The organism is Streptomyces yamdrokensis, assembly GCF_053890455.1.
On sequence record NZ_CM132679.1, the window covers coordinates 7,375,231 to 7,392,864 of the forward strand.

Annotated in this window: 18 protein-coding genes and 2 pseudogenes; 12 read left to right on the forward strand and 8 right to left on the reverse strand. The window is 72.8% G+C overall.

Going from position 1 to position 17,634, the window contains the following annotated elements:
• Window positions 1–4: 4 nt before the first annotated feature.
• Both ACWZEH_RS32410 and ACWZEH_RS32415 read right to left on the reverse strand, forming a co-directional pair.
• Entirely contained in the window at window positions 5–451 is a 447-nt protein-coding gene (locus ACWZEH_RS32410; RefSeq protein WP_456194621.1) for a type II toxin-antitoxin system PemK/MazF family toxin, read from the reverse strand.
• A gap of 77 nt (window positions 452–528) precedes the next feature.
• The gene (locus ACWZEH_RS32415; RefSeq protein WP_456194622.1) at window positions 529–957 is read right to left on the reverse strand and encodes a pyridoxamine 5'-phosphate oxidase family protein; all 429 of its coding nucleotides are present in this window, start codon (window positions 955–957) and stop codon (window positions 529–531) included.
• 173 nt (window positions 958–1,130) lie between these two features.
• On the opposite strand from ACWZEH_RS32415, the gene ACWZEH_RS32420 reads away from it, so the two are divergent.
• The 3 genes and pseudogenes from ACWZEH_RS32420 (at window position 1,131) to ACWZEH_RS32430 (ending at window position 2,622) form a co-directional block, all read left to right on the forward strand.
• The gene (locus ACWZEH_RS32420) at window positions 1,131–1,670 is read left to right on the forward strand and encodes a cysteine hydrolase family protein (protein ID WP_456194623.1); all 540 of its coding nucleotides are present in this window, start codon (window positions 1,131–1,133) and stop codon (window positions 1,668–1,670) included.
• 94 nt (window positions 1,671–1,764) lie between these two features.
• Window positions 1,765–1,977: pseudogene (locus ACWZEH_RS32425) on the forward strand (serine/threonine protein kinase); the annotation flags it as partial.
• Between the two features lie 216 nt (window positions 1,978–2,193).
• Window positions 2,194–2,622 carry a VOC family protein gene (locus ACWZEH_RS32430; protein ID WP_456194624.1) on the forward strand — a complete coding sequence of 143 codons (429 nt, stop codon included), beginning with the start codon at window positions 2,194–2,196 and terminating at the stop codon, window positions 2,620–2,622.
• 46 nt (window positions 2,623–2,668) lie between these two features.
• On the opposite strand, the gene ACWZEH_RS32435 is transcribed toward ACWZEH_RS32430, so the two are convergent.
• Window positions 2,669–2,920: a hypothetical protein gene (locus ACWZEH_RS32435; protein WP_456194625.1), complete on the reverse strand. Its 252-nt coding sequence runs from the start codon at window positions 2,918–2,920 to the stop codon at window positions 2,669–2,671.
• Between the two features lie 148 nt (window positions 2,921–3,068).
• Between ACWZEH_RS32435 and ACWZEH_RS32440 the strand changes: the two genes are divergently transcribed.
• Window positions 3,069–3,974, forward strand: a complete 906-nt coding sequence (locus ACWZEH_RS32440; protein ID WP_456194626.1) for a LysR family transcriptional regulator — start codon at window positions 3,069–3,071, stop codon at window positions 3,972–3,974.
• A gap of 130 nt (window positions 3,975–4,104) precedes the next feature.
• Here ACWZEH_RS32440 and ACWZEH_RS32445 read toward each other — a convergent pair.
• Together ACWZEH_RS32445 and ACWZEH_RS32450 are read right to left on the reverse strand one after the other, a co-directional pair.
• Window positions 4,105–4,563, reverse strand: a pseudogene (locus ACWZEH_RS32445) (catalase-related domain-containing protein); the annotation flags it as partial.
• On the reverse strand, window positions 4,536–5,195 hold the full coding sequence (locus ACWZEH_RS32450) for a TetR/AcrR family transcriptional regulator (RefSeq protein ID WP_456194627.1): 660 nt from the start codon (window positions 5,193–5,195) through the stop codon (window positions 4,536–4,538). The gene ACWZEH_RS32450 and the pseudogene ACWZEH_RS32445, both read right to left, overlap by 28 nt.
• A gap of 273 nt (window positions 5,196–5,468) precedes the next feature.
• Here ACWZEH_RS32450 and ACWZEH_RS32455 point away from each other — a divergent pair, with 273 nt between their 5' ends.
• Genes ACWZEH_RS32455 through ACWZEH_RS32470 form a run of 4 tightly spaced genes read left to right on the forward strand, consistent with a single transcriptional unit; the run spans window position 5,469 to window position 10,303 of the window.
• Window positions 5,469–6,044, forward strand: a complete 576-nt coding sequence (locus ACWZEH_RS32455; RefSeq protein ID WP_456194628.1) for a (2Fe-2S)-binding protein — start codon at window positions 5,469–5,471, stop codon at window positions 6,042–6,044.
• Window positions 6,041–7,033 carry an FAD binding domain-containing protein gene (locus tag ACWZEH_RS32460; protein WP_456194629.1) on the forward strand — a complete coding sequence of 331 codons (993 nt, stop codon included), beginning with the start codon at window positions 6,041–6,043 and terminating at the stop codon, window positions 7,031–7,033. Before ACWZEH_RS32455 ends, ACWZEH_RS32460 begins: the two co-directional genes overlap by 4 nt.
• Window positions 7,030–9,177, forward strand: a complete 2,148-nt coding sequence (locus ACWZEH_RS32465) for a xanthine dehydrogenase family protein molybdopterin-binding subunit (protein WP_456194630.1) — start codon at window positions 7,030–7,032, stop codon at window positions 9,175–9,177. The genes ACWZEH_RS32460 and ACWZEH_RS32465 overlap by 4 nt, the downstream gene beginning before the upstream one ends.
• Window positions 9,170–10,303, forward strand: coding sequence for an XdhC family protein (locus ACWZEH_RS32470; protein WP_456194631.1), 1,134 nt, complete (start codon window positions 9,170–9,172; stop codon window positions 10,301–10,303). Before ACWZEH_RS32465 ends, ACWZEH_RS32470 begins: the two co-directional genes overlap by 8 nt.
• A 110-nt stretch (window positions 10,304–10,413) precedes the next feature.
• On the opposite strand, the gene ACWZEH_RS32475 is transcribed toward ACWZEH_RS32470, so the two are convergent.
• The gene (locus ACWZEH_RS32475; RefSeq protein ID WP_456194632.1) at window positions 10,414–10,977 is read right to left on the reverse strand and encodes an NAD(P)H-dependent oxidoreductase; all 564 of its coding nucleotides are present in this window, start codon (window positions 10,975–10,977) and stop codon (window positions 10,414–10,416) included.
• 194 nt (window positions 10,978–11,171) lie between these two features.
• Here ACWZEH_RS32475 and ACWZEH_RS32480 point away from each other — a divergent pair, with 194 nt between their 5' ends.
• The 3 genes from ACWZEH_RS32480 (at window position 11,172) to ACWZEH_RS32490 (ending at window position 14,833) form a co-directional block, all read left to right on the forward strand.
• Window positions 11,172–11,837 (forward strand): TetR/AcrR family transcriptional regulator, encoded by a 666-nt coding sequence (locus ACWZEH_RS32480; RefSeq protein ID WP_456194633.1) that lies wholly within the window; start codon window positions 11,172–11,174, stop codon window positions 11,835–11,837.
• A gap of 190 nt (window positions 11,838–12,027) precedes the next feature.
• Window positions 12,028–13,131, forward strand: a complete 1,104-nt coding sequence (locus ACWZEH_RS32485; protein ID WP_456194634.1) for a LacI family DNA-binding transcriptional regulator — start codon at window positions 12,028–12,030, stop codon at window positions 13,129–13,131.
• Between the two features lie 265 nt (window positions 13,132–13,396).
• On the forward strand, window positions 13,397–14,833 hold the full coding sequence (locus tag ACWZEH_RS32490) for an aldehyde dehydrogenase family protein (protein WP_456194635.1): 1,437 nt from the start codon (window positions 13,397–13,399) through the stop codon (window positions 14,831–14,833).
• A 32-nt stretch (window positions 14,834–14,865) separates the two neighbouring features.
• On the opposite strand, the gene trxA is transcribed toward ACWZEH_RS32490, so the two are convergent.
• Entirely contained in the window at window positions 14,866–15,258 is a 393-nt protein-coding gene (gene trxA / locus ACWZEH_RS32495) for a thioredoxin (protein WP_456194636.1), read from the reverse strand.
• Between the two features lie 120 nt (window positions 15,259–15,378).
• Between trxA and ACWZEH_RS32500 the strand changes: the two genes are divergently transcribed.
• Complete coding sequence (locus ACWZEH_RS32500; RefSeq protein WP_456194637.1) at window positions 15,379–16,830, forward strand: dihydrolipoyl dehydrogenase family protein; 1,452 nt, start codon at window positions 15,379–15,381, stop codon at window positions 16,828–16,830.
• An 89-nt stretch (window positions 16,831–16,919) separates the two neighbouring features.
• Here the strand turns inward: ACWZEH_RS32500 and ACWZEH_RS32505 are convergent, their stop codons facing one another.
• Window positions 16,920–17,564 carry a peptide deformylase gene (locus tag ACWZEH_RS32505; RefSeq protein WP_456194638.1) on the reverse strand — a complete coding sequence of 215 codons (645 nt, stop codon included), beginning with the start codon at window positions 17,562–17,564 and terminating at the stop codon, window positions 16,920–16,922.
• Window positions 17,565–17,634: the final 70 nt, after the last annotated feature.

A 17,634-nucleotide genomic window follows, 5' to 3' on the forward strand; every position in this document is an offset into this window, starting at 1 on the left:
GGAGTCAGCTCCAGCCGTACCGCTCCCGCAGCCGGTGACGCACCAGATTGAACCGCATCCGGTCCAGGGCGCACGCCTCGCGGCGCATTCCGTCCTCGTGCAGCCGTAGCACCCGGTCGACGGCGACCCACGAGTCGCGGCCCGAGCGGTCCCACGGTCCACTGCCGATCGGCACCCAGTCCCGGCCCCCGTTGCGCCGCCTGCTCGACAGCTGCACCGCGAGGAGTGTTCCGGCCGGCTCCCGCGCGACCACGAGCACGGGACGGTCCTTGCCCCTGCCGTCGTTCTCCTCATAGGGCACCCAGGTCCAGACGATCTCCCCGGGATCGGGGTCACCGTCGTGTTCGGGCGAGTACTCCGTGCGCACCCGGCCCACCTCACCGGGTTCGGCCTCGACGGTGGCGGTGGGGCCGAAGCGTCCCGGGACTTCCTCAGTGCTGTACTCGGTCACAGGCGTACGGTACGGGATGCCCCGGGACCGTGATCAACTGCTGTGCGGCAGCGGTGGTCCCACTCCGTTCGGGCCGTTCACGCGGTACCGCGGACGCGCAGACCCGTGAGCTCCCGTCCCGAGACCATCCCGGCCTCGATCCGTACGAGCACCCCGTCCCGCATCGGCATCCAGGTGTCGGGACCGCTCCGCAGCAGCCGCTCGTGCTCGGCGGGGTCGGTCACCACGGCGGCCCGGCCCGTGATCACCACACTCCAGCCGGAACGGCGTTCGGGCCGGAAGCCGTCGGCCTCGAAGGCCACCACGACACCGTCGATCGCGCGCACCAGGTCGGAGTCCCGAGAGGTGCACAGCAGCACGGAGCCGTCCGTGTCCAGGGAGAAGTTGATCGGGAGGACGGCGGGCAGGGCCTGCCGGGTGTACACGACGCGACCGACCGGCACCCCGGCCAGCAGGCGTAGGCACTCCTGGCGGTCGAGCGCGCGGAAACCATCGCTGGGGAACATCAGTCCATCGTCGAGGGCGCAAACCCGCCGGACTAGGGCCGGACGGCCCTGATGAGGCGTACCGGCGCTTGAGGGCGCGCCCGGCGGGTACCCCGGTTCCGGTGGGGTCCGGCAGGGACGGCCGGGCCCTGCCGTGAGCCCCGATCGAGTTCCGTCCGAGAGGGCCCGATGACATGGGCAAGACCGCACTGATCGTCATCGACATGATCAACACCTATGATCACGCGGACGCCGAGCTGCTGATACCGGTCGCGCGGTCTGTGGTACCCGTCATCTCCGGCCTGTTGCGGCGGGCCCGGGAGCGGGGTGTGTCGGTGATCTATGTCAACGACAACTTCGGGGAGTGGCGATCGCACCACGGCGAACTGCTCGACAAGGCCCTGTCGGGGCCCCACGCGGATCTCGTCGAACCGCTGCGGCCGACGGATTCCTCCCTCTTCGTGGTCAAGGCCCGCCACTCGATCTTCTTCGAGACCCCGCTGCACTACCTGCTCCACGAGCAGGGCATCGACCGGCTCGTCCTGTGCGGCCAGGTGACCGAACAGTGCGTGCTGTACTCATCGCTCGATGCCCACATCCGCGCCATCGAGGTGACCGTTCCACGCGACGCCGTAGCCCACATCCACGCCGACCTGGCGGACGCCGCCCTGCGGATGATGGAGCGCAACATGAACGCGGACGTGTGCGACGGCGCGGAACTGTGGGCGGATTGACGGCACCGGTCCGATACCGCGCGCGCCTCGGCTCCCGGGCATCTCCCGCCCCTGCGATTTTGGTGATTCCGGCGACCGATCGGGGGGAGAGGCCGTGGAAACGATCACTGTCCAGTTACCGGAACCCGCACAGCCGCCGGAGCGCGGGCCGGGCCCGGCGGGCCGGTGGGGCAGGCCCGGACTGCTCCACCTGGGGCCGGGCGACGTCGTCGACTTCGGGCGGGGGCCGGCCGTCGGCGGGGGAGTGTCCATCGCGCCGGCCGATCCCGGGACCTCCCGCCGGGCCGGACAACTGGAGGCGGCCGACGCGGTCCGTTCTCAGCACCCCAGGGAGAAGCACGGCCGACGGGTCCCTGACAGATGTCAGGACGGTGCCGACGGGGCGACGGTCCGTCGCCGCCCGTGAAAAACGCCTCGACGAACCCCGGCGCAGGTGCCTACCATGCCGGTGCGGCATCGCGTGTCGGTCACCGGTCGGGTGAGGCATGGAGGCGCCGCGGATGCCCGTGGAGGCATTGAAACAGTGTCAGTCGAGTTCAACCACACCATCGTTCTCACCCGCGACCGGGAGAAGTCCGCCCGTTTCCTCGCCCGGATCCTGGGCCTGGAGGTCGGCGAGCCGGCCGGGATGTTCCTTCCGGTGACGACGGCCAACGGCGTCACCCTGGACTTCGCGACCATCGACGCCGACATCCCCATGCAGCACTACGCGTTCCTCGTCTCCGAGGACGAGTTCGGCCCCGTCCTCGCCCGGCTCGTGGACGAGGGGATCCCCATCCAGGCCGATCCGCACGGCCGTCACCCGCGGCGCGTCAACCGCAACGACGGCGGCCACGGCGTCTACTTCCCCGACCCGGCGGGCCACGGCCTGGAAGTCATCACCCGCCCCTACGGCACCGACCCCGACTCCCCCCTCAACGGCGTCACGGAGGAAGTCCCCGGGGCGGTCTGATCCGTCCGGAGGCGGGCGGTTGAGCGGGCCGGGCCGCTCGGCCCGCTCAACCGCGTGTCCCGCACGTCCGGGCCGGCGGGACGACGCCGGCGGGCGGCCTGCTGCGGGTGACGACGCGGGTGCCCCGGCCGTCCACGGCACGGACCTGGAGCGAGCCGCAGCCGCAACGGGTCCACACGGTGCTGCCGGAGGCGGTGCCGTGCCGTGACACCAGATGGAACGGCTCGGCGTCGTCCGGCCATCCGCAGTAGGGGCAGACGACGCCTGTCGTGCCGGTGGTTTTGTGCGCGCTGGTCATGGTGGCTCCTCGGCTGCTCGGCTTTTCAAGTGCTCGGCTCCCGGGGCGGCACGGCCCGGCCGGCCGTCGGGACACGGACCAGGGTGCGTCGCATTCTCCGTACGCGTCCAGGTTGACTTTATGGACCCGACCGTTAAGCCTGAGCTACATGATCGACCTGCGCCGGCTGCACGTCCTCAGGGCGGTCGCCCACTACGGCACGGTCACCGCGGCCGCCCGCGCCCTGCACTTCACCCCGTCCGCCGCCTCGCAGCAGATCCGCCAGCTCGCCCGCGACCTGGGCGTCGACCTGCTGGAACCGCAGGGGCGCGGCGTACGGCTCTCCCCGGCCGCCGAGAGCCTGCTCGCGCACGCCGACGCCATCGAGACCCGCTGGGAACAGGCGGAGCTGGACCTGCGGGCCGACCACGGCGCCCCCACCGGACTGCTGCGGGTCACCGGGTTCCCGGTGGCGGTCTCGGTCCTGCTGGCCCCGGTGGCGGCCCGGCTGGGCGCCCGCCATCCGCGGCTGACAGTACGGATTCTGGAGACGGGGGTACCGAAGAGCTTCGACCTGCTCTTCGAGGGGGCCACCGATCTGGCGATCGTCGAGGTCACCCCGCACAACCCGCCGCTGAGCGACGCGCGCTTCGACCAACAGCCGCTGCTGGACGACCCGTTCGACCTGGTGGTTCCCGAGGGGCATCCGCTGGCGGGCCGGGAGCGGACCGGCCTCGAGGAGGCGGCGCGTGAACCGTGGATCGCGCCGGTGCCGGAGAGCCCCTGCCGGCCGCACGTGATGTCGGCCTGCGGTGCCGCCGGGTTCACCCCGGACGTCGTCCACCACGCCCTCGACTGGAACGTCACCGCTCATCTCGTCGCGCACGGGCTCGGCGTCGCCCTGATCCCGCGGCTGGCCCAGCTGTCCCCGCACCTGCCGATCACCCGCGTACGCTGCGCGGGCAACCCGCACCGCAAACTGCTGACCTGTACCCGAGGGGGCGGCCACACCCGCCCCGCGGTCGAGGCCGCGCTGCGGGAACTGCGGGAGCTGGCGCCGACGGCCGTCTCCTGAGGCCGGTACTCCTGCGCGGTGCCGGCCTCGGCGCGTGCGGGTGAGGGGCGTGCGCTTGTGGGCACATGCCCCGTACCGACGGGAACCCGGGACGGCCCTCGCCCTTCGCCGAAGGCGTCAGGCCTTGTCCTGCCTTGTCCTGCGTGGAGTTGCGGGCCGGGTTGGCCTGTGCGGCGGCCTCGGGGCCCCTCTCGTCCGCCTTCGCGCGCACGCCCCGGGCAACGCGGCCGCCGATGATCTCGTCGATGTTCGACCAGTACGCGAAGGCCCGCTGGAGGGCGGGTTCGCTCACGCCGTTGAGGGGGTGTCCGACGACGTTGTCCACCAGCCGGTCGCGTGCGGCGTCGTCCATGACCTCGCGGGCCAGGGTGCCGGGCTGTCCCCGGTCGTCGTCCTCGGCGTGGCCGGCATGGGCGGTGCGGGTGATGGCTCCGTCGGTCTCCCGGCTGGGCGGGGCGGCGTAATTCCCGGTGTCGGCGGTGGGACCGCCCCTGGAGTTCGCCGGGTGGACCGGACCGGTCGTCTTCCGGTGGGCCATCGCGCCGTCCTCGGAGCAGGCCGTCACCGGTCGGCCGGCCGCGACCACCGGGGTCCGGGCGCCCCGGTGCGTAGCCCGTCCATGACAATGTCCAGCAGTCGGGTGACCCTCGACTGCCAGTCCGTGGCGGGATCCAGCTGCCAGAGGCCGCCGATCGCGAGCATCATGTCGTCCACGGTCACCCCGGGCCGGATGGTTCCTGCCTCCTCGCAGGCGCGCAGCAGGAGGTCGGCCGCCTCGATCACGGGGCTGGGTCCCGGCTTCGCCGGGCTGCCCGGCGTGCTGGTGGCCTGCCTGATGGCGTCGGCCAGCCCGGCCTTGGTCATCGCGAACCGGGCGAGCCGGTCCATCCACTCGCGCAGGGCGTGGTCGGGTTCCCGGGTCTCCAGCAGCCGGGTCGCGCTGTCGGCGACCTGGCGCATCTCGTGGCGGTAGATCTCCAGGACGAGGTCCTCCCGGCTGGGGAAGTTCCGGTAGAGCGTGCCCTGGCCGACGCCCGCCTTCTTGGCGATCACGCTCAGCGGGGTGTCGGCCGACCGGGTCAGCTCGACCAGGGCGACCTCCAGAATGCGCTCGCGATTGCGCTGCGCGTCCGACCGCAGGGGCGCCTGCGTGCGCGGGAGGGCGGGCCTGCCCCGTGGAGTGTCCTCGCCACCCGACTTCCGCACCGTGTCCTGACCCATTCGTCCGTCCTCCTTCCGAGTATGGCCGAAACCCGTCCTTGCTAAGCGGACAGCTGTCCACTAAGTTTTCGGTAACGGACAACCGTCCGCTTCGGTGCATCGTACCGGTGACCGCGGACAGTGCGGGAGAGCGGGCAGGTGTGCCCGCGGACGGCCGGCGCCGGCGCTTCCGGTCCGTTTACAAGCTCCCCTGTCGACCTTCTGACCGATTCCCGTCCGTCCGCCTCCCGAGGGCCCCGCAGGCCTGCACGGATCCGCGAAAGAAGGCTGTCCATGCCCCCCTCCACGTCCAGCAGCGTCACCCTGAACATCAACGGCGAGAAGCGCACGCTGTCCGTCGACCCCCGCACCACCCTGCTCGACGCCCTGCGTGAGCGCCTCGACCTGACCGGCACCAAGAAGGGCTGTGACCAGGGACAGTGCGGCGCCTGCACGGTCCTGGTCGACGGCCGTCGGACCGTGTCCTGCCTGCAACTGGCCGTGGCGGCGGAGGACCGGGAGATCACCACCGTGGAAGGCCTCGCGGAGGGGGAACGGCTGCACCCCGTGCAGCAGGCCTTCCTCGACCTGGACGGCTTCCAGTGCGGCTACTGCACACCCGGCCAGATCTGTTCCGCCGTCGCCGTCATCGAGGAGCACGCCGCGGGCTGGCCCAGCGCCGTCACCGACGACGTACGGCCCGAAGCGGGACCGCCGCCGCTGACCCCGCAGGAGATCCGCGAACGGATGAGCGGCAACCTGTGCCGCTGCGGCGCCTACGTCTCGATCGTCGAGGCCGTCGCCCGCGCCGCCGCCGAAAGCACCGGGCCCGCCGAGGCCGCCGAAGCCACCCAGGAGGCTGCCGTATGAGGGAGTTCGACTACCGGCGCGCCGACGACGTCCCCGGCGCGGTCGCCCTGCTCGACGCCGACCCCGGCGCCCGCTACCTCGGCGGTGGAACCAACCTCGTCGACCTGATGAAGACCGGTGTCGAACGCCCCGCGCGGCTCGTCGACGTACGCCGGCTCCCCCTGGACCGAATCGAGTCGACCGGTGACGGCGGGCTGCGCATCGGTGCCACCGTGACCAACAGCGACCTCGCCGCCCATCCCGAGGTCCGCCGGCGCTACCCGGCGCTGTCCCAGGCGGTGCTCGCCGGAGCCTCCGGGCAACTGCGCAACATGGCCACCGTCGGCGGGAATCTGCTGCAGCGCACCCGCTGCGGTTACTTCGCCGACGTGACCAAGCCCTGCAACAAGCGTCTCCCCGGCAGTGGTTGTCCCGCCGTCGAGGGCGAGCACCACAACCACGCCGTCCTGGGTGCCTCCGAGCACTGCATCGCCGTCCATCCCTCCGACATGGGGGTGGCACTGACCGCGTTCGACGCCGTCGTTTCATATCAAACCATCGACGGAGCAGGCGAGTTGCCTCTCGCCGACTTCTATCTGCCCGTCGGCGGCACACCGCACCGGGAGACCGCCCTGCCGCCGGGCGCGCTCATCACCGACGTCACGCTGCCGCCCGTGCCGTCGGCCTCCCACTCCCGCTACCGCAAGGTGCGCGAACGCGCCTCGTACGCCTTCGCGATCGGCTCCGTCGCCGCCGCCCTCGACATCAGCAACGGTGTCGTGTGCGAGGCGCGGCTCGCCTTCGGCGCGGTCGCGTCCCGGCCGTGGCGGGCGTACGCGGCCGAACGTGTACTGAACGGGGCCCCGGCATCCGCCGACTACTTCGCCGCGGCCGCCGACGCCGAACTGGCCGAGGCCCGGACACTGCCCGGCAACGCGTACAAGGTGACCCTCATGCGCAACCTCGTGGTGGCCGTCCTGTCCGAACTCGCCGAGGAGGCCGCCCGATGACCGCCGCCACAACCGACCGGGCCGCCGTCACGGGCGCCGTGGGCACCGCGCACACCCGTGTGGAGGGCCGCGACAAGGTGACCGGAGCCGCCCGCTACGCGGGCGAGATCCCCTTCGCCGGTCTCGCCCACGGCTGGCTGGTGCTGTCCACCGTCGCCCGCGGCCGGATCGGTTCCGTCGGGACTCCTCCCGTGCTCGCCATGCCGGGGGTGCTCACCGTGCTGCACCACGGCAACGCCCCGCGCCTCGACCTCGACTACGTCGGCCTGCTGGGCGTCCCGCCGGACCCGACCGCCGCCGTCTTCCAGAACGACCGGATCCCGCACGCGGGCTGGCCCGTCGCGCTCGTCGTCGCCGAGACCTCCGAGCAGGCCCGCGAGGCCGCCGAGGCGCTCGTCGTGACGTACGAACAGGAGCCGCACGACATCGAGTTCCACGGGGACCGCCCCGAGGCGTACCCGGTGGACGGCCACATGCCCGGGGTGACGGAGAAGGGCGACCTGGAAGCCGAACTCGCCGCGTCCGCCCATGTCGTGGACGTCGAGTACACCACCCCCGAAGAGCACCACAGCATGATGGAGCCGCACGCGGCGACCGCCCTGTGGGACGGCGGACGGCTCGAGGTCGTCGACTCCAACCAGGGCACCACCTGGATCGCCGACGAGATCGCCCGGATGTTCTCCCTCGATCCGTCCGCCGTGCGGGTGCGCTCCGAGCACGTCGGCGGCGGCTTCGGCAGCAAGGGCCTGCGCGCCCACCAGGTGTCCGCCGTGATGGCCGCCACCGCACTGCGGCGCCCGGTCCGCGTGGTCCTGACCCGTCGGCAGATGTTCTCGCTCACCGGCTACCGCAGCCCCACCGCCCAGCGGATCAGGCTCGGCGCCGACGCCGACGGACGGCTGCGCGCCCTGGAGCACCGCTCGCTCAGCCAGACGTCGACGGTCTGGGAGTTCGTCGAACCCGGCGCCGGCGTGGCACGGGTGATGTACGACGCCCCCGCCCACCGCACCGCGAACGAGGCGGTACGGCTGAACGTGCCGTCGCCGACCTGGATGCGCGCGCCGGGCGAGGCCCCGGGCGCCTTCGCGCTGGAGGCGGCACTCGACGAACTCGCCGAGCGATGCGGCATCGACCCGATCGAGTTGCGCCTGCGCAACGAACCCGAGCGGGGCCCGGTCTCCGGGCTGCCGTTCAGCGGCCGCAACCTCGACGCCTGCTTCCGGGAAGGCGCCCGCCGCTTCGGCTGGGCCGACCGCGACCCGCGACCCGGTCTGCGTCGGGAGGGGAACCTGCTGATCGGCACCGGGACGGCCGCGGCCTCCTTCCCCGCGGGCGCCGGCCCCTCCACGGCCGCGGTGACGGCCGAGGCGGACGGCACCTTCACCGTGCGGATCGCGGCGGCCGACATCGGCACCGGGGCCCGTACCGCGCTCACCCTGGTCGCCGCCGACGCGCTCCGGGTGGCGCCCGCGCGGATCCGGATGCGGATCGGTGACAGCGACTTCGGCCCCGCGATGATCGCCGGCGGTTCCATGGGAACCCGCTCCTGGGCCTGGGCGATCACCGTCGCCGCCGGCGAACTGCGGGAACGCCTCGCGCCGGGGGCCGGCGTTCCCCCGGAGGGCGTCCCGCCGGAGGGCATCACCGTACGCTCCGACACCACCGCGGCCCTCGGTTCCCTGGCGCAGGTGGAACGGCACTCCTTCGGGGCGCAGTTCGCCGAGGTCGCCGTGGACGTCGGCACCGGCGAGGTGCGGGTGCGCCGCTTGCTCGGGGTGTTCGCCGCCGGGCGGATCGTCAACCCGCTCACCGCGCGCGGCCAGCTCGTCGGCGGGATGATCTGGGGCATCTCGATGGCCCTGCACGAGGAGGGGATCCGTGACCGGGCTTCGGGCTCCCACTACGGCGGCGACCTCGCGGGCTACCACATCGCCAGTCACGCCGACGTACCGCTCGTCGAGGCGCACTGGGTGGACGACCCGGACCCGGACGACCCGGTCGGCATCAAGGGCATCGGAGAGGTCGGCATCGTGGGGGTGGCGGCGGCCGTCGCCAACGCCGTCTGGCACGCGACCGGAGTGCGGCACCGGACCCTGCCCATCCGGCCGGACCGGATCCTCACCGCGGGTGGGCCACATGTTTGACATCGCCGATGAGCTGCGTCAATGGCTCATTGAGGGGAGGGAGTTCGCCGTCGCCACCGTCGTCTCCGTAAGTGGCAGCGCGCCGCGCGGGCCCGGCGCGGCGCTCGCGGTCGACGGTGAGGGCACGGTGATCGGCTCGGTCTCCGGCGGCTGTGTCGAGGGAGCGGTGTACGAGCTGTGCGCGGAGGCCCTCGCGGACGGTGGGACGCGGGCCCAGCGGTTCGGGTACAGCGACGAGGACGCCTTCGCGGTCGGTCTGACCTGCGGAGGGATCATCGACATCATGGTCACCCCGGTCGGCGCGCACGCCCCCGCCCGCGAGGTGCTCGAGTCGGCTCTGTCCGCGGTGGCCGGCGGAGAGCCCGCGGCGCTCGCCCAGGTCGTCCGCGGCCCGGCCGAACTGCTCGGCGGCGCGCTGCTCGTCCGCCCCGACGGGTCGTACGAGGGCGGCCTCGCCGGGCCTTTGGAACTGGAGCGTACGGCGGCGGCCGAGGCGCGGGTCCTGCTGGACGGCGGACGCACCGGCACCGTAGGCCTCTCGGTGGACGGGTCGCACTGCCCCGGCGGGGTGACCCTGTTCGTGGAGTCGGCGCAGCCGCCGCCCCGCATGATCGTCTTCGGTGCGGTCGACTTCGCGGCGGCGCTGGTGCGGGCCGGCAAGTTCCTCGGCTACCGCGTGACCGTCTGCGACGCCCGGCCGGTGTTCGCCACCCGGGCACGGTTCCCGGAGGCGGACGAGATCATCGTCGACTGGCCGCACCGATACCTGCGTACCGCCGTCACCGACGGGCGCACGGTGCTGTGCGTGCTCACCCACGACGCCAAGTTCGACGTACCGCTGCTGACACAGGCGCTGGCGCTGCCGGTGGCGTTCGTCGGGGCGATGGGGTCGCGCCGTACCCACGTGGACCGGGAGCGGCGGCTGCGCGAGGCGGGCGTGAGCGAGCGGGAGCTGACCCGGCTCAGGTCGCCGATAGGCCTCGACCTCGGGGCACGCACGCCGGAGGAGACCGCCGTGTCCATCGCGGCGGAGATCGTCGCGGCCCGCAGGGGCGGCACGGGCGCGCCGCTGACCGGCGCGCGGACGCCGATCCACCGCGAGGAACGGGCGGCGGCGGGGGTCTGAGCCGAGATGCCGGGCGGGCCGCACGCCCGGAAGGGGCCGGAGCCGTGGTCCTACGGCTTCGGTCCCTCCGGGTGCCCTGGGCGCGGTCGTGCCAGGCCGTGCGGGTCGCGTCAGGCGGCGGTCGGCGTGTTGGCGTGGCTGTTCAGGCGGACGATGACCTCGGTGAGCTGGCCGGCGACCTCAGAATCGTCGACGGGGTGGATCTCGGCGAAACGGGTCATGGAGCCGGGAATGGAGAGCTTGATGTCCTCGATCACCTTGCCGCCCGCGATGCCGAGGGCCTTGCGGGCCTCGTCCTGTGCCCAGACACCGCCGTACTGGCCGAAGGCGGTGCCGACCACGGCGGCCGGCTTTTGGCCGAGGGCGGAGGTACCGAACGGGCGGGACAGCCAGTCGATCGCGTTCTTCAGGACGGCCGGGATCGTGCCGTTGTACTCGGGTGTGAAGAGCAGCAGGGCATCGGCGGCGGCCACGGCCTCGCGCAGCTGGACGGCGGCGGCCGGGACGGTGCCCTCGACGTCGATGTCCTCGTTGTAGAACGGGATCTCCGCCAGTCCTTCGTGGACCACGACCTCGGATCCCTCGGGCGCGAACTTGACCGCGGCCTCCGCGAGCTGACGGTTGTGCGAACCGGAACGAAGGCTGCCTACGAGAGCGAGGATGCGAACAGACATACGAAACTCCTGGGGGTGTGAAGGCGCGCACTGGGGGACCGCAGAGTGAGTCACCCGGTGAAACGCCTGGTGAAACGCTTGGCGAAGCCGCTGATGAAGCATTGCCGCAATCATCCGGACCGAGGTCCGCTTATGTTTCTAGCACTCTAACCGGACCGCGGTCCAATTTCTTCCCAATGCCTTACGCTGGCTTCATGTCCCCCCTCCCGCCCTCCGTTCCGATGCCTCAGGAGCCCGTCGGGCCCCAGGAGTTGCTGCAACTCGGTGTCGAGCCCGACGAGCCCTGCCTGCGGGCCGACGCCGCGCGCAACCGTGCCCGGCTGCTGGAGGCCGCCGCCCTGCTGATCGCCGAGCGGGGCGCGGACGGTCTCACCATGGAGGCGGTGGCCGCGGCGGCGCAGGTGGGCAAGGGGACGGTCTTCCGCCGTTTCGGCGACCGCACCGGACTGCTGACGGCCCTGCTCGACCACTCCGAGAAGAAGTTCCAGGCGGCCTTCCTCAGCGGCCCCCCGCCGCTGGGCCCCGGCGCGCCGCCCGCCGAGCGGCTGCGGGCCTTCGGCGTCGCCATGCTGCGCCGCACGGCCGACGAGCTGGATCTTCAGCTCGCCGCCCAGCCCTGCGCCGACCGCCGCTTCACCAACCCGCCCCGTCGTGTGCTGCACCGGCACGTGACGCTGCTGCTGCGTGCGGCGGTCGCGGATGCGGACTGCGACCTTCTCGCCCACACCCTGATGGCCCAGCTCGATCCCGCCCTGGTGCACCACCTGACCCGGCAGTGCGGGATGCCGCTGCCGCGGCTGGAAACCGCGTGGGTGAACGTCGTCGACCGCCTGACGGGGCCCGTCACGTCTCCCCGCTGACCCGAAGTCGCTCCCGGCGCACTGGCGCAACTCACTGCCGCCGCTCCCGGTTCCCCGGCCCGCCCATGGTTCACCCGCACGGCTGCCAGACCGGTGAAACCGTCCTGAACTGCGGCGGACGCGGTGCGCCGCGCACTCAACTCCCCCGGGCGAAGGGCCCGTTCACGCTTCTGCAAGGATGCGTCACGTCATGGTGCAGATACCGAACCCGCCCGCATCCACCGCACCGACGTGCTCCGTGCCCCCAGGTGCCGTGCCCGCGGAACCCGTGCCCGCACGCTCCGTGCCCGCACACCCCCTGCCGGGGGCGGTGCCCACGAGCGCCGACGTGGCCCGCCTGGCGGGCGTCTCGCGCGCGACGGTCTCCTACGTCCTGAACAACGCCGACGCCGTCCGGATCAGCGAGCCCACCCGCCGCCGTGTCCGCGAGGCCGCCAGGGAACTCGGGTACGTGCCGCACGCGGCGGCCCGCAGCTTACGCGCCGGGCACAGCCGCATGGTGCTGATGCCCGCCCCGGCCTTCCCGGTCGGCCCGGTCTACAGCCAGTTCATCAACGACCTCCAGGTGGCGCTCGGCCGCCTCGACTACACCGTCGTGCAGTACGGCACCGTCGGTGTGCACGACGACGAGGCCGCCCGTGCCTGGGCCGAGCTGCGTCCCGTGGCCGTGCTGGTCCCCGGTTCGGGACTCGGCCCCCGGGGTGTCGCCGTCCTCAAACGCTCCGGCGCGCGGGCCGTGGTCACCCTCGGACCGGAAACCGTCGAGGGTGCGCACGCCCTGCTCATGAACCACGACGTCGTCGGCCACAGCGCCGGAGCCCACCTGTTCGACCGGGGCCGGCGTCGCATCGGCGTGATCGTCCCGCGCGAGCCCGGCCTGGAGGCGTTCTCCGCGCCCCGGCTCGCGGGAGTGCGGGCGGCCCTGCGCGGCACCGGCGCCACGGTCACCGAACTGCCCCTCGCCCACGACGAGGGCGCCGCCGCACGGCTCGCCGCCCGCTGGCGCGCCCTCGGCCTCGACGCGGTGTTCACGTACAACGACGAGTACGCGATGCTGCTGATGCGTGCTCTGCAGGACGCCGGCGTCCGCGTCCCCGAGGAAACGGCCGTGGTCGGTGCCGACAACCTCATGCTGGGCCGGCTGCTGCGGCCCCGGCTGACCACCGTCCACCTCGACGTGCCGTCCGGCACCGAACTCGCCGAACTCGTCGACCGCGCGGTGCGTGATCCGGCCGCCGCCCCCGAGGCGCACAAGGTGCTGGGCGCGTCGGTGATCCAGCGCGAGTCCGGCTGACACGGGCCGACGAGGGACGACGCGGGCCGAAGCGGGCCGAAACGGGGCCGGTGGGCATGCGGAGCGCGACCACCTCGTCGGATGATGGGGAGGGGGGCCGGACCGCCCCGGCGGACGGGAAGCCGTGTGCCGGGACGGACGCCGACCGTCCTGCGCCTCGGATGCGGCGTGACTAGGATGTTGTGTGCTCAACCATTTGGTACGCGTAAGGACAGCCGGGCTCGCGCTCGCGCGGGGCCCCGGCGACCGATCGGAGAGCCGTCATATGCCGTTGCTCGACCCCAGGACCTGGCAGTCCCGCCCCCTCTCGGGACCCGGCCACACCGTCACCGAACCCGCCACCGGCGAACAGCTGGCCACGGTCACCCTCGCCACCGGCGACGATGTCGGGGCCGCCGCCGAGGCGGGCCGTGCCGCGCAGGCCGAGTGGGCCGGGGCCCCGCACTTCGTCCGTGCCGCGGTGCTCCGCAAGGCCGGTGACCTGTTCGCCGCGCACGCCGACGAGCTGCGGGAATGGCTGGTCCGCGAGTCCGGCAGCATTCCCGGCAAGGCGGACTTCGAACTGCATGTCGCCGCCCAGGAGTGCTACGAGGCCGCGGCCCTGGCCTCCCGGCCGGCCGGCCAGGTGCTGCCCACCGAAGGGCCCCGGCTGTCGTACACGCGGCGGGTGCCGGTCGGTGTCGTGGGCGTCATCGCCCCGTTCAACGCGCCGCTGATCCTGTCCATCCGCTCCGTCGCACCGGCCCTCGCGCTCGGCAACGCGGTCGTCCTGAAGCCGGACCCGCGCACCGCCGTCTGCGGCGGGCTCGCGCTCGCCGCGGTGTTCGCCGAGGCAGGGCTGCCCGAAGGGCTGCTGCACGTCCTGCCGGGCGGCGCCGAGACAGGCCGGGCACTCGTCGCCGACCCGCGGATCCCCGTCATCTCGTTCACCGGCTCCACCGGGGCGGGCCGGCACGTCGGCGAGGCCGCAGGCCGTCACCTCAAGCGGGCCCACCTGGAACTCGGCGGAAACTCCGCGCTGGTCGTGCTCGAGGACGCCGACATCGAGGCGGTGATCTCCACGGCCGCCTGGGGGTCGTTCTTCCACCAGGGCCAGATCTGCATGACGACCGGACGCCACCTGGTGCACGCCTCGCTCTACGACGAGTACGTGGAACGGCTGGCCGCCAAGGCGGACTCGCTCGCCGTCGGCGACCCGCACCGCGACCAGGTCCACCTCGGCCCGCTCATCGACCAGGGGCAGCTCGAAAAGGTGCACGCCCTCGTCGAGTCCAGCACGGCCGGCGGCGCGAAACTCGCCGCGGGCGGCAACCACGACCGGCTCTTCTACCGGCCCACCGTCCTCGCGGACACCCACGACGACACCCCCGCCTACGCGGAGGAGGTCTTCGGGCCCGTCGCACCCGTACGGTCCTTCGGCGGTACCGACGAGGCCGCCGCCCTGGCCGCCGCGAGCCCCTACGGGCTCTCGCTGGGCATCGTCACCCGGGACGCGGCCCGCGGCCTGGACCTGGCGGAGCGCATTCCGACGGGGATCGTGCACATCAACGACCAGACCGTGAACGACGAGGCCGTCGCCCCGTTCGGCGGCGTCGCCGCATCCGGCACCGGTTCCCGCTTCGGCGGCGACGCCAACATCGAGGCGTTCACCGACGTGCGCTGGACCACTGTGCGCGGGGACGTCGCCCAGTACCCGTTCTAGTCGTGGGGCCGGGGCGGTCACCCGCCCCGGCCCTAGGCTTCCGCCCTGCCGTCGCCCTGCGCGGTCTGCTGCTCGGCGATGGACTTGCGGACCTCGTCCATGTCCAGCTTCCGGGCCTGCCCGATGACGTCCGTCAGCGCGGCCTCGGGCAGCGCGCCCGGCTGCGCGAACACGGCCACCTGGTCGCGGACGATCATCAGCGTCGGGATCGACTGGATGTTGAAGGCCGCGGCCAGCTCCGGCTGCGCCTCCGTGTCCACCTTGCCGAACACCAGGTCCGGGTTCTCCTCCGCCGCCTTGTCGTACACCGGCGCGAACTGACGGCACGGTCCGCACCAGGACGCCCAGAAGTCGATCAGAACGAACTCGTTCTCCGTGACCAACTGGTCGAAGTTCTCCTTGGTGAGCTCCACGGTGCTGCTCATCGCGTATGTCCCTCTTCCTGATGTCGGGGCGGGCCGTCGGTACAACCACGGCCGTCGGGTCACGTATTCCGCGCCCCTACCCGTGTGGCCACCACGCACACCACCCACCAGACTGGCGTCATGACACAGACGCAACCGGAATCGCCGGAATCGGAGACCCTCCACTACGACGTCGTCGTGCTCGGTGCCGGGCCCGTGGGGGAGAACGTCGCCGACCGCACGCGCGCGGCAGGGCTGACCACCGCGATCGTGGAGAGCGAACTCGTGGGCGGCGAGTGCTCCTACTGGGCGTGCATGCCCAGCAAGGCCCTGCTGCGCCCCGTCCTCGCGCGGGCCGACGCCCGCCGCCTTCCCGGCCTGAGCGGGGCGGTGCAGGGGGCGCTCGACGCGGGCGCGGTCCTGGCCCGCCGCAACGAGTACACCTCCCAGTGGAAGGACGACGGCCAGGTCCAGTGGCTGGAGTCCGTCGGCGTCGACCTCCACCGCGGCGTCGGGCGGCTCACCGGCCCGCGCACGGTGGCCGTCACCGCCGCCGACGGAACACGGCGCGTCCTCACCGCCCGGCACGCCGTCGCCGTCTGCACCGGCAGCCGCGCGCTGCTGCCCGGCATGCCCGGACTCGACGAGGCCGAGCCCTGGACCAGCAGGGAGGCGACCAGCGCCCAGGCCGTGCCCGGCAGGCTGGTCGTGGTCGGTGGCGGTGTCGTCGCCACCGAGATGGCCACGGCGTGGCAGGGGCTCGGCTCCCGGGTCACACTCCTGGTACGCGGCAAGGGCCTGCTGCCCCGCATGGAGCCCTTCGCCGGGGAACTGGTCGCCGAGGCGCTCACCGAAGCCGGTGTGGACCTCCGTACCGGCACCTCCGCCACCTCGGTGACCAGAAAGAACGGTGTCGTCGTGGTCGTCACCGACACGGGGGAGCGGATCGAGGCCGACGAGATCCTCTTCGCCACCGGCCGTGCCCCGCGCACCGACGACATCGGCCTGGAGACCGTCGGTCTGGAACCCGGCTCCTGGCTCACCGTGGACGACAGCCTCCAAGTGACCGGCCAGGACTGGCTCTACGCGGTCGGTGACGTAAACAAGCGCGCCCTGCTCACCCATCAGGGCAAGTACCAGGCCCGTATCGCGGGCGCCGCCATCGCCGCCAGGGCTGCGGGGGAGCCGGTGGCCGGCCAGGCGTGGGGCGCGCACGCCGCCACAGCCGACCACGACGCCGTCCCCCAGGTCGTGTTCACCGATCCGGAGGCGGCCTCGGTGGGCCTCTCCCTGGCCGAGGCGCAGGAAGCGGGGCACCGCGTCCGTGCCGTCGACGTCGACCTGGCCTCGGTCGCGGGCGCCGGCCTGTACGGCGAGGGCTACAGGGGCCGCGCCCGCATGGTCGTCGACCTCGGGAGCGAGACACTGCGCGGAGTCACCTTCGTCGGGCCCGGCGTGGGCGAACTCATCCACTCGGCCACCGTCGCGGTCGCCGCCCAGGTGCCGGTCGCCCGTCTGTGGCACGCGGTCCCGTCGTACCCGACGATCAGCGAGGTGTGGCTCCGGCTGCTGGAGGCGTACCGGGACGCCTGAGGGGCGGAACGGGGGGGGCGGGGCGAGATCTCCTGCGCCCTGCCCGGGTCCGGTCCAGGGGCTCACCCTCTCCCCGGATCCGAACCCGCTCACGGCAGTTCGAAACCCAGTGCCCGCGCGGCCTCCTCCGGCGTGGGCTGCGCCCAGCGCTCCGCCACCGCCTGATGGGACGACAGCGAGCGCGGCTCCGCACGGTCGAGGTAGAGCGTGCCGTCGAGGTGATCCGTCTCGTGCTGCACGATCCGGGCGGGCCAGCCGCCGAACACCTCGTCCACCGCCCGTCCGTGTTCGTCCTGTCCGGTCAGCCGCACCTCGGCGTGCCGCGCCACCACCGCCTGGTATCCGGGCACGCTCAGGCACCCCTCGAAGAACGCCGCCCGTCCGCTGCCGACCGGGGTGCAGACCGGATTGACCAGTACCCGGAACGGCTGCGGCACCCGAGCGCGCGCCACCGCCACCTCCTCGGGGACGGGCGCCGGGTCCTCGAACACCGCGATCCGCAGCCCCACCCCGACCTGCGGCGAGGCCAGCCCGACCCCCGGCGCGGCGTGCATGGTGACCCGCAGCGCCTCCACGAACCGGGCCAGCAGCGCGGAGTCCAACTGGCCGTCGAAGGGGTCGGACACCCGTCGCAGCACCGGGTCCCCGGCCGCGACGATGGGCAACGGCACCTCACCGGAGATGAGTTGCTCGACCCGCTCGGCCAGGGGCACGCGATCGTTCGGAGTTCCCATCGCGTCAGGATGCCATGGGCAGGACGGACGGCCGCCGTCACGAGTGGCGCAGGTCACATGTTCCTCCGGG

What these genes read in the sequence shown, in the direction of transcription:
- ACWZEH_RS32415 (WP_456194622.1), bottom strand. Translation starts at nt 957, where the DNA reads ATGTTCCCCAGCGATGGTTTCCGCGCGCTCGACCGCCAGGAGTGCCTA.
- ACWZEH_RS32420 (WP_456194623.1), top strand. Translation starts at nt 1,131, where the DNA reads ATGGGCAAGACCGCACTGATCGTCATCGACATGATCAACACCTATGAT.
- ACWZEH_RS32480 (WP_456194633.1), top strand. Translation starts at nt 11,172, where the DNA reads ATGTCCCCCCTCCCGCCCTCCGTTCCGATGCCTCAGGAGCCCGTCGGG.
- ACWZEH_RS32485 (WP_456194634.1), top strand. Translation starts at nt 12,028, where the DNA reads ATGGTGCAGATACCGAACCCGCCCGCATCCACCGCACCGACGTGCTCC.
- ACWZEH_RS32500 (WP_456194637.1), top strand. Translation starts at nt 15,379, where the DNA reads ATGACACAGACGCAACCGGAATCGCCGGAATCGGAGACCCTCCACTAC.
- ACWZEH_RS32450 (WP_456194627.1), bottom strand. Translation starts at nt 5,195, where the DNA reads ATGGGTCAGGACACGGTGCGGAAGTCGGGTGGCGAGGACACTCCACGG.
- ACWZEH_RS32435 (WP_456194625.1), bottom strand. Translation starts at nt 2,920, where the DNA reads ATGACCAGCGCGCACAAAACCACCGGCACGACAGGCGTCGTCTGCCCC.
- ACWZEH_RS32465 (WP_456194630.1), top strand. Translation starts at nt 7,030, where the DNA reads ATGACCGCCGCCACAACCGACCGGGCCGCCGTCACGGGCGCCGTGGGC.
- ACWZEH_RS32475 (WP_456194632.1), bottom strand. Translation starts at nt 10,977, where the DNA reads ATGTCTGTTCGCATCCTCGCTCTCGTAGGCAGCCTTCGTTCCGGTTCG.
- ACWZEH_RS32455 (WP_456194628.1), top strand. Translation starts at nt 5,469, where the DNA reads ATGCCCCCCTCCACGTCCAGCAGCGTCACCCTGAACATCAACGGCGAG.
- ACWZEH_RS32440 (WP_456194626.1), top strand. Translation starts at nt 3,069, where the DNA reads ATGATCGACCTGCGCCGGCTGCACGTCCTCAGGGCGGTCGCCCACTAC.
- ACWZEH_RS32490 (WP_456194635.1), top strand. Translation starts at nt 13,397, where the DNA reads ATGCCGTTGCTCGACCCCAGGACCTGGCAGTCCCGCCCCCTCTCGGGA.
- trxA (WP_456194636.1), bottom strand. Translation starts at nt 15,258, where the DNA reads ATGAGCAGCACCGTGGAGCTCACCAAGGAGAACTTCGACCAGTTGGTC.
- ACWZEH_RS32470 (WP_456194631.1), top strand. Translation starts at nt 9,170, where the DNA reads ATGTTTGACATCGCCGATGAGCTGCGTCAATGGCTCATTGAGGGGAGG.
- ACWZEH_RS32460 (WP_456194629.1), top strand. Translation starts at nt 6,041, where the DNA reads ATGAGGGAGTTCGACTACCGGCGCGCCGACGACGTCCCCGGCGCGGTC.
- ACWZEH_RS32505 (WP_456194638.1), bottom strand. Translation starts at nt 17,564, where the DNA reads ATGGGAACTCCGAACGATCGCGTGCCCCTGGCCGAGCGGGTCGAGCAA.